The following is a 13,868-nucleotide window of genomic DNA, read 5'->3' as shown; positions in this document are numbered from 1 at the left end:
CAGCTCGTCAGTACCAGTATTTCGTTCCGTCTTTTTCGATTCCTTTTCATCCCTATCGTAAAAAAATAACAACCTACTTGTAAATAGGTTGTTACCGTTACATAGAAAATTATAAAGTCTATGTTTTAATTTGTCGAAAAGAATGTCTTAATCAATTATTGTGTCATCGCTTGGTATATATTTTAATACTTCTAAATCGATTTCTTCTAATGCTTTACCTACACATTTATAAGAAACAGGCTTTTCAATAACACAATTGTCAGCAATTTGCATTTCACGTGCACGCTTTGCAGCTACTGTTACAAGTGTATATTTAGAATCGATTTTTGTTAATAATGAGTCAATTGATGGATTTAACATAATTATAGACCCTCCGTCATTTCTTTATAGTATTTTGCCACTCTTTCGCGGCGGCAATGTTCACCAACCACAATTGCTTTAATTCGGTCGCAAGCTAATTCAACTTGATCGTTTTCTACAACATAGTCATAAGCGTCCATCATTTCGATTTCTTCTTTCGCTACAGTTAAACGATTTTCAATAACATCTTCAGTTTCTGTACCACGGCCGACAATTCGGTTCTTTAGTTCAGATAAACTTGGAGGTGCTAAGAAAATAAATACACCTTCTGGGAAGGCTTTCTTAACTTGAATTGCTCCTTGCACTTCAATTTCTAAGAACACATCTTTTCCTTCTTGTAACGTTTTTTCAACATAATCAATCGGTGTTCCGTAATAATTACCAACGAACTCAGCCCATTCAAGTAACTTTTCATTACGAATCATTTCTTCAAATTCTTCTCTCTCTTTAAAGAAATAATCCACACCATCTACTTCACCTTCACGCGGTTTACGTGTCGTTACTGAAATAGAGTACTGAAAACGTGTGTCTTCATGGCTAAACAGCTCTTTTCGAACCGTTCCTTTCCCGACACCAGAAGGTCCCGAAAGAACGATGAGCAATCCTCTTCTACTTCTCATAAATATGTAAAACCTACCCTTCCTCACTTAAATCTTCTTTATTATTCAAACGATGTGCAATCGTCTCTGGCTGAATTGGACTTAATACTACATGCCCATCATCCATAACAATAACCGCCCTTGTTTTTCTCCCATACGTAGCATCAAGCAAAGCATTATGTTCACGCGCTTCCTGTACTGTTCGTTTAATAGGAGCTGACTCCGGACTTACAATAGCAATAATTCGATGAGCAGATACAATATTCCCGTATCCAATATTTAAAAACCGCATGGCCATAGTTTGCGCCTCCTAGTAAGTCTATCCGATTTCTCCACCACGTATAACTTTATATATTTTTTGAAAGCTACTCAATATTTTGTACTTGTTCACGAATTTTTTCAAGGTTATTTTTCATTTCTACGACATATTTTGAAATTGTTAAGTCATTTGCCTTAGAACCTATCGTATTAACTTCCCTATGCATCTCTTGCACGATGAAGTCCATTTTCCTTCCAACAGGCTCTGTAATTTGCAGTGCTTCATGAAATTGATCTAAATGACTTTGTAATCGAACTAATTCTTCGTGAATATCTGAACGCTCTGCAAATATTGCTACTTCGGTCAACAATCGTTGTTCATCTAAATCTTGGTTATGTAATTCTTTTAAGCGATTTTCTAATCGTTCACGATATTTTTGTGTAACCATTGGTGCATGTGGAATAATTGCATTTACACAATTATGAATCTCTTGCAAACGATATGCTATATCTTTATGTAATCGTTCTCCTTCGCCATCTCTCATCGTTTTCAACATATGAGCAGCTTGGCGAACAGCCTCATATAAACCGGTTTCAAATTGTTCATTTACATTTTCTATTTCTTCAACTGCCGTTACTTCCGGCATTCCCATTAGCTGTTGAAGTGTAATAGAATCTTGTAATTGAAATTTTCCTTTTATATCTTCCATAATGGATTGGTACTGTTCAAGAATTTCCCAATTCACAGTTAATTTTCTTTCAACAAGCCCTTCACCTGTTATACTAATAGACACTTCAATACGTCCACGGCGAACTTGCTTTGCAATTATTTTACGAATCTTGTCTTCAAACACCATCATTTGCTTCGGAAGCCGAATACTCATTTCTAAAAAACGATGGTTCACCGACTTCATTTCTACTGTTATTTGAAAAGTATCGTTTTCTACCTTCGACCTTCCAAATCCTGTCATACTACAAATCATCTTTATCACATCCAAGCCATGAAATAACTCAATGAAAAAGGTAATAGAGATGCAACTCTACTACCTTCTGTAAATTATATCATATTTTCATATCATTGACTATTTCAAGTTTAATCCCTTCTTATATAACAGTGGCTTTTTCTTTTTCTCCTTTTTTCTTGTTAATAAGGATCCTACTAATAAGAAGGTCGGAATAGATGATAATCCCCCAATTAACAACCAATCTCGTGCTTGTATCGGCATTGTGCTAAAAATCGGCTGTAATGGTGGATAATATATAACTACAAGCATTAACAGTAAAGAAATAATAACCGCCCCTACTAAATATATATTGCCAAACGGGTTGCGGTGAAATATAGAATGTTCACTACGACAATCAAATACATGAATAAGCTGAGCCAGTACTAATGTTGCGAAGGCTACCGTTTGTGCATACTTCAATTCATTCGGATGCTGGTTAAATGCAATAATAAACGCTACTAATGTCACTGCTCCGATTAGAAAACCACGACTTATAATTTTCCACGCAAGCCCTCTAGCGAACACCCCTTCTTTCGGATGGCGTGGTGTTCTCTTCATCACATCTCCTTCAGCCTTATCCAAACCTAATGCCATCGCTGGTAAACCGTCAGTAACTAAGTTCACCCATAAAATTTGAATTGGAACCATCGGCAATGGCAGTGCAAGTAACATCGCAAATAACATAACTAAAATTTCACCAACGTTAGATGCTAACAAATACCGAATAAACTTCCGAATATTTTCATATATGTTTCTACCTTCTTTAATCGCCGATTTAATCGTAGCAAAGTTATCATCTAACAACACAAGTGAAGAAGCTTCTTTTGCAACATCTGTCCCTGTAATTCCCATCGCAATCCCTATATCAGCTGTTTTAATAGCTGGAGCATCGTTCACTCCATCACCTGTCATAGCTACTATATGCCCCTTATTTTGCAGCGCCTTAACAATTTTCAATTTATGCTCAGGAGACACACGAGCGAATACATACGTATCTTCTACAATATCTTCTAATGCCTCTACATCCATATTCGCAAGTTCTACACCTTCAACAACGCGTCCACCCGCCGGTAAAGCCCCTAGCTGTTCCGCAATTGCCATTGCTGTCACTTTATGATCTCCCGTAATCATTACCGTTCTAATACCAGCTTCCTTACACTCTTTCACCGCTTGCGCCACTTCTAGTCTTGGCGGATCTATCATTCCTTGTATTCCAACAAGCATAAAATCCTGCTCGACTTCTCTTTCATGTTCAATTGAATCTGTAGCTTTTAACGGTTTAAATGCCACCGCAATCGTTCGTAAAGCTTGACTTCCTAAACTATGAATCGCTGCCTGCACTTCTTTTCGATACATTTCACTTAAAGACTGCTGCTTATTTCCCCACAAAATTGTTTGACTCATTTGCAAAAGAACATCTGGTGCTCCTTTTGTAATAACAAATTTTTTGCCTTCACGATCACGAACAATAACACTCATCATTTTTCTAGTTGAATCAAAAGGAAATTCACGAATGACTTCAAACTTTCCTTTAAGAGCTTCACGTGATATTCCCGCCTTCATTGCAGCAGCAACGAGAGCTCCCTCTGTTGGATCTCCATCTAACACATACGTCTTTTTCTTTTGAATAACATTCGCATTATTACATAAACAGCCAAATGTAAGTAGTTGATACAGTGATTTCGTCTTAGTAGGGTCAATTACTTCTTCACCTTTCATAAACGAACCCGTTGGCTCATAGCCTTGACCTGTTACTTTCCACAATTCTCCGCCTGACCACATATGTGTTACCATCATTTTATTTTGTGTCATTGTTCCTGTTTTATCTGAGCAAATAACAGAAGCACAGCCTAACGTTTCTACAGCTGGCAACTTTCGCACAATTGCCCTCTTTTTAATCATACGCTGTACGCCAAGTGATAGCGCAACCGTAACGATAGCTGGCAATCCTTCTGGAATAGCCGCAACAGCAAGCGAAACCCCAGCCAAAAACATGTGATACACTTCATTCCCTTGATATACACCAGCTAGTACAACAAGAGCCGTCAAAATAAGAGCAACAATAATTAAAATTTTTCCAAGCTGTTCTAATCTTCTTTGTAATGGCGTTTCCATTTGCTCAGCATTTTGCAACATATTTGCAATTTGCCCCATAGCTGTATTCATTCCAGTCGCTACGACTACCCCTGTTCCAGCACCTCTCGTTATCATCGTCCCCATAAATGCCATGTTTTTTTGATCACCAATTGAAACATCTTGGCCTTGTAACGCCTCTACCTTCTTTTGTACAGGCAATGACTCTCCTGTAAGAGCCGATTCTTCAATATATAAACTTGAAGATTCCACAAGGCGAACATCCGCGCCAATACGGTCACCACTAGAAAACTTAATAATATCACCTAGTACAAGCGCTTTTGACGGTGCTTTTATCCACTTCCCATTTCTTAGTACAGTAACTTGAGGGGCTGCCAATTCTTTTAAAGCTTCCAACGATTTTTCAGCTTTCCTCTCTTGAAAGAAACCGAGGACACCATTGATAATAACAATTGCAACAATTGCAATCGAATCAATATACTCTCCTAAAAAAGCTGAAATAATTGTAGCACCAAATAAAACAAGTACCATAAAATCTTTAAATTGCGCTAAAAACACCATAAGCGCAGAAGGCCGCTTTGCTTCTTGCAATTCATTTGTACCAAATTTCTTTAATCGGCCCTCTGCTTCTTGCTCTGTAAGACCTACCTCCACATTCGTATTCGTTCTTTCCTCCACTTCATGTGCTCGCATTTCATACCAATTCATCCTGCCATCGACCTCCTGATTCCAGACATACTCTAATGAAAGCTTATTCAGCCTCGTCCAAAAAAATGCTATAATTAACTTTTAGTTAGAAAGGAGTGTTCATTCATGGCATTCGATGGATTATTTACAAGAGCAATTACACATGAAATTGCAAATTCTCTTCAAACAGGAAGAATTTCAAAAATATATCAACCCTCAAAATATGAAGTTTTATTACATATTCGAGCAAACGGAAAAAACCAAAAGCTGATTCTTTCATCTCACCCTACATATGCGCGTATGCACTTAACAAATCAAAACTACGATTCACCAGCGCTACCGCCGATGTTTTGTATGCTTCTTCGCAAACATTTAGAAGGTGGATTTATTGAAAAAATTGAACAAATTGACTTAGAACGTATTATTCAAATTACAGTCCGCGGTCGCAATGAAATCGGTGACGAATCAGTAAAAACATTAGTAATCGAAATAATGGGACGACACAGTAATATTATCTTAGTAGATACGAAAACAAATGTTATTTTAGATAGCTTAAAACACGTTTCTTTAGCGGTAAACCGACATCGTACTGTATATGCTGGAGCTGAATATGTTGCCCCACCAGCACAACATAAAGTTAATCCGCTTCTTATCGAAACAGAAGATGATTTTATTAAACCGCTTGACTTTTTATCTGGCAACATGGACAAACAACTTGTCGGAGCATTCATGGGAATTTCCCCATTATTTGCAAAAGAAGTTGTAAAAAAAGCAGGTATGGCAAATGAAAAAGCATTATCTGAAGCTTTCTTCAGCTTGCAAAAACCTTTGCTAACACATCAGTACGTGCCAGCAATGATAACAGCGAATGGAAAAGAGTTCTTTTACCTATTCCCTCTTTCTCACTTACAAGGAAAAGAAAAAACATTTTCATCTGTTAGTGAATTGTTAGACCGTTTCTTTTTCGGAAAAGCGGAGCGAGACCGTGTAAAACAACAGGCTCACGATTTAGAACGCTTTATGCAAAACGAAAAAAACAAAAATGAGAAAAAACTTATTAAACTTGAAAAAACATTACAAGATGCTGGAAAAGCAGATAAATATCAACTATTTGGAGAGCTGCTTACAGCCAATATGTACGCTTTGAAAAAAGGTGATAAAGATATTGAGGTCATTAATTATTACGATGAAAATGGCGGAACTGTAAAAATCACATTAGATCCTTTAAAAACACCATCTGACAATGCACAACGCTATTTCCAAAAGTACCAAAAAGCAAAAAATTCAGTTGTTATTGTAGAAGAACAAATCAAAAAAACCAATGAAGAAATTCTTTATTTCGATAGCTTACTTCAACAAATGGAAGCTGCTTCTTCAAAAGATATTGAAGAAATTCGTGAGGAGCTAGCTGAAGAAGGATATGTGCGCAATCGTAAGAAGAAAAACGCAAAGAAAAAACCTACAAAACCAGTATTGGATAAATATTTAGCTAGTGACGGTACAGAGATTTTCGTTGGTAAAAACAATAAGCAAAATGATTATTTAACAACGAAATTTGCCCGTCGTGATGAAATTTGGTTACATACGAAAGACATACCTGGGTCCCACGTTGTCATTCGTTCTTTAGAACCTGCTGAAGAAACTTTACTGGAAGCTGCAAAAATCGCCGCTTATTACAGTAAAGCAAAAGAGTCTAGCTCTGTACCTGTTGATTTCACTAAAATACGTCACGTTAAAAAACCGAGTGGTGCAAAACTTGGATTCGTTACGTATGATAACCAACAAACAGTATATGTAACACCAGATGCTGACATCGTAATGAAATTAAAAGCGTAAATAAAAAATGCGTTGCTTGGCTTGCTAGCAACGCATTTTTTATTTTTCCAGCTTAGTTCATATATCCATTAACTAATTCATAACATCTTTCTTTTGTCATCTTATATTTCTCTTCTGAAGCTTCTATACGTCTCATCGTTCCATTGTTTGGATCAGTACCAATTGCTGTAACTTTACTTTCTTTTTCTTTAACCCACGCAATTTGTTTCGTTTTTAACGACTGAAATGCATCAGGTGACATCGTATTTTTTAATGTGCTGTAAATTTCATTTAATTTACTATCCCACAATTGATAATTTCCTTCTATTTCATTAACTATATCGTTTGTTGTCATAACATTTGTATGTTTTTCTTGATTTTCTAGAGCGGCTAACTCATTTAGAACCTTAGTTTTACCTAATACTGAAGAAGATTCTTTTTTAGGCTGCTTCTCTTCTTTTGAACTAGTATACGTACTGGAATCATTTCCCTTAGCTGTTTCTTGCTCTTGAATAAAATCTTCTTTCGTTACCTTTTCTTGTTCTTTCTCATCTACATTGTGAGTAATAACAGATGTTTGGGCGTCCACAGCAACTACTCCGTTACTTTCTTTAAAAATATATTTCTTATTTCCACTATTCTCTTCTCTAACAAAAGAGACATTCTTGAAACCTTGAACTCTAAGAAGCTCGTTAGCTTCTTCTTTCGTTAACTTTAAATCTGCTGGCGTATTTGATGACCATCTATCCATTAACCATTTTCCATCTGTATAAACTAAAATAAATTCCCATGTCTCCGCTTCATTCCCCATGTCATTTGCAAGGGTAAGTGTCTCAATCTTTAAAACATCATTTTTCTGTGAATAAGTTATCCTCACGTCGGGCTCAATATGAATTGGGAATGGCAACATATCAGTTTCCCTTGACCTATTAAATGTATCAAGCAAACCTGGAAGCTGTTTCTCCAGAAACTTATCTGAAACTATACCCTTAACGCCTTTTTTAGCTGTACCCAAATCTCCAGGATTATTTCGACTCCATCCATTCTCTTTTTCCATTTCACTAAAAGAGTTTGCTATTCCATCTACGCTCTTTCTTACAATCTTTTTCGCTTCTTTTTCTGTCACTTCTGGTGCTTCATCAAGCTGTTCAATTGTTTTATTTACTTGAACTTTGTTTTCACTTTTTTCACAACCTGCTAGAACAACCATACTAGCTACCAAGCAAAATGACATTACTTTACTTAATTTTTTCATATACTCACAATCCTTATCCCTTCATATTTGTTACGTATCCCTATCTTCGAGAGAAATCCAACAATTCCCTATTATATCAATAATAATCGTTCATTTATATATTGAAATTTACATCAAAACAAAACGTAAGCATAATGTTTTTCCAAATATATACTCTAAACATCACTTATCCTTTCCTTTCCTCACTTCGATATTTTCAAAAAATTTGACAGTGCTATTTCGTATTTGTATAAATTTTTTTACAGTGTGTAAAGAAAGTGAATCTTGAGTTGATGTTTTTTTCATTCTCCCACTGTTAATTGAAGTAATCTGTATTTCACGAGCAGCCCACCGCCCACAAATAATGGGCTAAATTTCTTATCTTCTCTAAAACATATGTAATTCCCACTATCTTTTTCTCTAAAGATATTTTTTGGCACGCTATTTGCTTTATTCAATACTGTGAAAAGGGGGAATTAACATGACTTTAAGAATTAATAAAATCCAAAATCAACTAAAAAACTATGAAATTGACGGATTACTTATTACAAAAAAAGAAAATCGTCAATATGCAACAGGCTTTACAGGTAGCGCTGGCGTCGTCTTAATCTCTGCGGATAAAGCTATTTTTATAACTGACTTTCGCTATGTTGATCAAGCGAAATCACAAATAAAAGACGCAGAAATCATTATGCATAAAGGAAATTTAGAAAAAGAAGTTGCAAATCAAGTATCCAAATTAAACATTCAAAAACTTGGAATTGAAGAAAATAACATGACATTGCAACAATATAAGAACTTACAAAAATATATGAAGGCAGAAATGGTTCAGGTGTGTGAAATCATCGAAGATATTCGTATTATTAAAGACACACCCGAAATAGAAATAATGAAAATTGCAGCTAATATTGCTGACGAAGCATTTCACCACATTCTCAAGTTTCTAAAACCAGGAATAAGTGAGACCGATGTCCGAGATGAATTAGAGTTTTTCATGCGAAAAAAAGGAGCTACGTCCTCATCATTTCAAATCATTGTAGCTTCTGGTGTTCGTTCTTCTCTTCCTCATGGAGTTGCATCGAATAAAATAATCGAGAGCGGCGATGTCGTTACATTAGATTTCGGTGCCCTTTATAATGGATATTGTTCCGATATTACACGTACTGTAGCAATTGGAGAACCATCGGAAGAATTCAAAAAAATATATAATGTTGTACGAGAAGCATTAAAGCGTGGAACTGAAGCAATTAAGCCTGGAGAAACCGCAAAAAGTATCGATGATATAACGAGAGATTACATTACAGAACATGGATACGGTCAATATTTTGGCCACTCTACTGGTCACGGTCTTGGGTTAGAAATTCATGAACCTCTCCGTCTATCCCAAGAAAGTAAGGCTACTTTAGAAGAAGGTATGGTTGTTACAGTAGAACCGGGCATTTATATACCAAACTGGGGCGGTTGTAGAATTGAAGACGATATCGTCATTACAAAAGACGGATATGAAGTTATTACAAAGGCAAATAGAGAGCTAATTGTTATTCCTTGTTAAAAATTATGAACTTTTTTAACAGGAGTTTTTCTCTGCACATAGAATTCCTTCTCTGGAGTATTCGTTTAAAAGAGGGGGAATTTTAATTGAACTTTGTAATTGATAAAATAGATGGTTTAAACGTAGAATTTTCAAAACTTATTTCCATGATGAATTACGCTCGTTATACAACAATGCAAGCGGTGGAAGGCTTAACAATTGAAGAACTTGATTATTTATATGATGATGAGGCAAATTCAATTGGCATGTTATTGTACCATATGGCTGCTATTGAATTTTACTACCAAATTCATACCTTTGAAGATCGTGAACCGACAGATTCTGAATTAGAACGTTGGTTACCTGCTGTTGAGTTAGGGGATCTTGGACGTGAGAAAATAAAAGGAAACTCCATAGAATTTTACATAAATACATTACAAGAAGTACGCTCTAAGACTATTGAAACATTTCAGTCTTTACCAGATGAATGGTTATTTAAAACGAAAGAATTTTGGTATGACAAACCAGCAAATAACTACTTTAAATGGTTTCACGTATTTGAAGATGAAATTAATCATCGCGGACAAATTCGTTTAATTAAGAAGATGCAAAAAGCTCATTCAGTAAAGTAAGAAGGTGCCACCTTATCCGGTGGCACTTTCTTCTATTCATTAGCAAATATTTTTCCGTTTACTTTTTTAGCAATCACTGCTAGCGCTATTAGAATACATATTAAATATAGCAATTTCGCGATAAATAACCATCCTTGAACAATTACAATTCCATCTATTATCTCATTTCCTTTCAGTAACAAAAATAGAATCGTACTAATTATAATGACAAACTCGATGCTGAAAATAATTTTCTTTTTTCGACTATATGCTTTCCATTCATCCCAGCGATACATGGGAGCAAAAATCAATATTCCTATACATAATATAACGCCTATCCATTCACTTTTAAGAAATTGTCCTGAAATGACTGATAATATTAAACAAGCGAGTACACCGTAATACCCTATTTTTTCTCTCATTCGTACTACCTCCATTCTATCCTCTCTTTAATATGTAATTCCCTATTCTTATTATGACTCTTAGAAAAATAACGACTATAATTACAATATAAAAACCCTTCGCAGACGACATCCATTCTTGAAAAATAGACATTTTCTCCATTTGCTTTTGGCCCTCTATTAAAATAACCCCTACGACAAATGAACAAACAACAATGATACCTATCATAATTCCAATCCTTTTCTTACTATGTTGTTTTATGTCATCCCAGCTATTTAAAAGTATAAACACAAACCCGAGAACAGGTATAATACTTATCCATTCATTCTTTGCAAATAGCTTTAAAATGATTAATAGACTACAAGATATGATACAGTGAAACTTTAATCAGTGGGGGTTTTGTCCATCCCCCACTGATTATTAGCCTTCACCAATCGGGCTTTTACGGGCAGTCGATCTCCCACCTCCCCCCCCCCTCGCATTCGCCGACTTTTGAGGTGGGAGTCTTACTGCCCACAAATAGCGGGATGAATCCCCAAAAACCAATTTTTTTGTGCATAAGTCCTCCTTCAATTCCATTTTTAATTCTTACCATTACAGTACATGAAATTTCACTTTTTTCTTTTTCCTATACTCACATACTTTCACTGCTTTCATACAATGAACTACACGAATGCCTAAAGGATGTGAATGTTATGGGAGTTGAATTAACACTATTACACGCTCTCTATGTTCTTTGTTTACTAACCATTATTACCTTCTTTATTCTTCGGAAAGATACGACGATCATTTGTATCGTTTTTATCTTTTTACTAGCATTAACTGCAACAAGTTCTATCCCTCTTGCCATTAGCGGGATTTTCCAAAGTTTCATTTACGCCATTACTGAACTATTACCAACTATATTAATCATCTCCATTATCGTATCGATGAGCAATTTACTCGTTCATACCGGCATAAATGATACGATGATTTCACCATTTACCAAGATGATTCGTACACCTACACTCGCCTACTGGATTATCGGCCTTTTGATGATGACCATTTCTTTCTTCTTTTGGCCTTCTCCAGCTGTCGCCTTAATGGGAGCTATTTTATTACCAGTCGCTGTACGCGTCGGCCTTCCTCCAATTGGAGTCGCAATTGCTATGAACTTATTTGGACACGGTATTGCTTTATCTGGCGACTTCGTTATTCAAGGAGCTCCAAAATTAACAGCGGACGCTGCTGGTCTCCCTGTTTCCAGCGTTGTTTCTGCAAGTGTTCCCCTCGTTATTGTTATGGGCGTTGTTACAACTTCTATCGCATTTTTCTTTTTACGAAAAGAATTTCATACAGGCTTATCGTTGCAAGATTCTACTTCATCAACTGAACCATCCAAAACTACCATTTTATTATCTCCTCGCATAAAGAAATGGCTCGCCATATGTATCCCTATCGTATATATCATTGATATTCTTTGCATGATTCAATTTAAACTACAAGGAAGCGATGCAACAGCACTTATCGGCGGGACGACAGTTATTATGATTATCATTATTTCTCTCATCGCCTACAAAGGAAATGGCCTGAATAAAACGACAGATTATTTTATAGAGGGGCTCCAATTTGGATTTAAAATTTTTGGCCCAGTTATTCCAATTGCTGCACTTTTTTATTTAGGAGATAGCGGCTTTGTGAAAATTATTGGAGACTATTTACCGAAAGGTTCACACGGAATCATTAACGACTTAGGAATCGCTTTGTCTCAAACGGTTCCTTTAAATCAATATGTATCGGCTGGGACATTAACTATCGTTGGTGTCATAACAGGCTTAGATGGATCTGGTTTTTCCGGTATATCACTTGCCGGTTCGATTGCAAACCTTTTCGGAACAGCACTTGGGCATGGAACAGCTACATTAACAGCACTCGGGCAAATCGCTGCCATATGGACCGGGGGCGGAACCTTAATTCCTTGGGCCCTTATTCCTGCCGCTGCGATTTGTAAAGTAGATCCATTTGAACTCGCACGCCGAAACTTTTTACCAGTTGTTATCGGCTTAATCGTCACCACTATCGTTGCGATGTTTATTCTATAACGTAAGCAAGATAATACTTGCTTACGTTTTTTTATTGCAGTCATTATTAAAATATCCGACTTTCAAAAGGTATTTTTTGTAACTTAGCGAAATTATTTTAGAAGAGCAATTATTCAAAACGTTTACAAGAAACATATTACTTCTACTAGAAAAGGGGACATAATTATGAATGAATTGATTTTCGTCTTATTTCTTTGTCCATTACTTATCTTTATTATTTCTGTTATTGGAACACGTAGAACGAAAACGTATTACGTAATGCCGATTGTAACGTTTGCTAGTTTTTTAATAATAGGTGTTATCGCCTTTACTCCAAAATTTTTCTTTTGGGTTGGCATGTACAGCATTTTCTCATTTATTGTTTCTTATATGACTTTGTTATTTATGAAAGGATACGAGGCTGCAGTAGTACGCAAATAGTTAGTAATAAGGAGATTTTTACATGATTTTCTTTGATATTGATGGCACTTTACTTGATTACGACACTGCTGAGAGAAATGGTATCTCACATTTCTTCCAAAGATATAATGATATTTTTTCAGGAAACGAATTAGAGGCTGCGAAACTATGGCATGCATTATCCGAACAATATTTCAACAAATTTTTATCCAAGGAATTATCTTTTCAAGAACAACAATGGATGCGAATGTATCATTTATTTAAAACATATGGAGAAAACTTATCACTCGAGGAATCTCAGCACAGATTCAATCAATATATAGAACTATATAGGAACAACTGGATTGCGTTTGAAGATGTACTCTACACATTACAATCCTTACAGCAAAGAGGTTATTCATTGGGCATCATTAGTAATGGTGATTATGAACAACAAATCGAAAAATTAACAGCTCTAAACATTCTACAATATTTTAAATATATTTTTACTTCTAGTGAAATTGGTATATCGAAGCCAGACCCAGAAATTTTTCACAGGGCCGTATTGCAATCGAATCTTGAAATGAAAGATTGCTATTATATTGGCGATCGATTAGAAACGGATGCAATTAGTAGTACAATAACTGGAATGCATGGAATATGGTTAAATCGGAACAACTCGCAGCTAAAATACGCTGTGCCCACTATACGCTCTTTACGTGAATTTTTAACGATTATATAAAAAAAACGACTGCGTTTTAAAATGTACCCTATAGAATAGACACTTAAAAAAAGTCTATTCTATAGGGTATTT

At 35.8% G+C, this 13,868-nt stretch carries 14 protein-coding genes; 6 read left to right on the top strand and 8 right to left on the bottom strand.

Features of this window, described 5'->3' with window-relative positions:
• Positions 1-147 precede the first annotated feature (147 nt).
• From rpoZ to CQZ94_RS17650, 5 genes are all read right to left on the bottom strand, one after another.
• On the bottom strand, positions 148-360 hold the full coding sequence (gene rpoZ / locus CQZ94_RS17670) for a DNA-directed RNA polymerase subunit omega (RefSeq protein WP_002088226.1): 213 nt from the start codon (positions 358-360) through the stop codon (positions 148-150).
• Between the two features lie 2 nt (positions 361-362).
• Positions 363-980 carry a guanylate kinase gene (gmk, locus tag CQZ94_RS17665; protein WP_001257739.1) on the bottom strand — a complete coding sequence of 206 codons (618 nt, stop codon included), beginning with the start codon at positions 978-980 and terminating at the stop codon, positions 363-365.
• A gap of 13 nt (positions 981-993) precedes the next feature.
• Positions 994-1,257, bottom strand: a complete 264-nt coding sequence (gene remA / locus CQZ94_RS17660) for an extracellular matrix/biofilm regulator RemA (RefSeq protein WP_001251456.1) — start codon at positions 1,255-1,257, stop codon at positions 994-996.
• Positions 1,258-1,324: 67 nt separating this feature from the next.
• Positions 1,325-2,200: a YicC/YloC family endoribonuclease gene (locus CQZ94_RS17655; RefSeq protein WP_105586421.1), complete on the bottom strand. Its 876-nt coding sequence runs from the start codon at positions 2,198-2,200 to the stop codon at positions 1,325-1,327.
• Positions 2,201-2,299: 99 nt separating this feature from the next.
• Positions 2,300-5,023: a calcium-translocating P-type ATPase, SERCA-type gene (locus CQZ94_RS17650; RefSeq protein ID WP_105586420.1), complete on the bottom strand. Its 2,724-nt coding sequence runs from the start codon at positions 5,021-5,023 to the stop codon at positions 2,300-2,302.
• Positions 5,024-5,128: 105 nt separating this feature from the next.
• Between CQZ94_RS17650 and CQZ94_RS17645 the strand changes: the two genes are divergently transcribed.
• Positions 5,129-6,838, top strand: a complete 1,710-nt coding sequence (locus tag CQZ94_RS17645) for an Rqc2 family fibronectin-binding protein (protein ID WP_105586419.1) — start codon at positions 5,129-5,131, stop codon at positions 6,836-6,838.
• A 52-nt stretch (positions 6,839-6,890) separates the two neighbouring features.
• On the opposite strand, the gene CQZ94_RS17640 is transcribed toward CQZ94_RS17645, so the two are convergent.
• On the bottom strand, positions 6,891-8,072 hold the full coding sequence (locus tag CQZ94_RS17640) for a lysozyme inhibitor LprI family protein (protein WP_105586418.1): 1,182 nt from the start codon (positions 8,070-8,072) through the stop codon (positions 6,891-6,893).
• 460 nt (positions 8,073-8,532) lie between these two features.
• On the opposite strand from CQZ94_RS17640, the gene CQZ94_RS17635 reads away from it, so the two are divergent.
• On the top strand, positions 8,533-9,603 hold the full coding sequence (locus CQZ94_RS17635) for a M24 family metallopeptidase (RefSeq protein ID WP_105586417.1): 1,071 nt from the start codon (positions 8,533-8,535) through the stop codon (positions 9,601-9,603).
• A gap of 86 nt (positions 9,604-9,689) precedes the next feature.
• Positions 9,690-10,214, top strand: a complete 525-nt coding sequence (locus tag CQZ94_RS17630) for a DinB family protein (RefSeq protein ID WP_105586416.1) — start codon at positions 9,690-9,692, stop codon at positions 10,212-10,214.
• Between the two features lie 32 nt (positions 10,215-10,246).
• On the opposite strand, the gene CQZ94_RS17625 is transcribed toward CQZ94_RS17630, so the two are convergent.
• Both CQZ94_RS17625 and CQZ94_RS17620 read right to left on the bottom strand, forming a co-directional pair.
• Complete coding sequence (locus CQZ94_RS17625; RefSeq protein WP_105586487.1) at positions 10,247-10,615, bottom strand: YoqO family protein; 369 nt, start codon at positions 10,613-10,615, stop codon at positions 10,247-10,249.
• 16 nt (positions 10,616-10,631) lie between these two features.
• Positions 10,632-10,967 (bottom strand): YoqO family protein, encoded by a 336-nt coding sequence (locus CQZ94_RS17620; protein WP_105586415.1) that lies wholly within the window; start codon positions 10,965-10,967, stop codon positions 10,632-10,634.
• A gap of 323 nt (positions 10,968-11,290) precedes the next feature.
• Between CQZ94_RS17620 and CQZ94_RS17610 the strand changes: the two genes are divergently transcribed.
• The 3 genes from CQZ94_RS17610 (at position 11,291) to CQZ94_RS17600 (ending at position 13,796) form a co-directional block, all read left to right on the top strand.
• The gene (locus CQZ94_RS17610; RefSeq protein WP_105586414.1) at positions 11,291-12,676 is read left to right on the top strand and encodes a hypothetical protein; all 1,386 of its coding nucleotides are present in this window, start codon (positions 11,291-11,293) and stop codon (positions 12,674-12,676) included.
• Positions 12,677-12,841: 165 nt separating this feature from the next.
• Positions 12,842-13,096 (top strand): YbeF family protein, encoded by a 255-nt coding sequence (locus CQZ94_RS17605; RefSeq protein WP_105586413.1) that lies wholly within the window; start codon positions 12,842-12,844, stop codon positions 13,094-13,096.
• 22 nt (positions 13,097-13,118) lie between these two features.
• Positions 13,119-13,796: an HAD family hydrolase gene (locus CQZ94_RS17600; protein WP_105586412.1), complete on the top strand. Its 678-nt coding sequence runs from the start codon at positions 13,119-13,121 to the stop codon at positions 13,794-13,796.
• Positions 13,797-13,868: the final 72 nt, after the last annotated feature.

The organism is Bacillus sp. MYb209 (assembly GCF_002975175.1).
Classification (GTDB): domain Bacteria; phylum Bacillota; class Bacilli; order Bacillales; family Bacillaceae_G; genus Bacillus_A.
The sequence above is the reverse complement of the archived record's forward strand: the minus strand, read 5'-3'. Positions and strand labels throughout refer to the sequence as shown.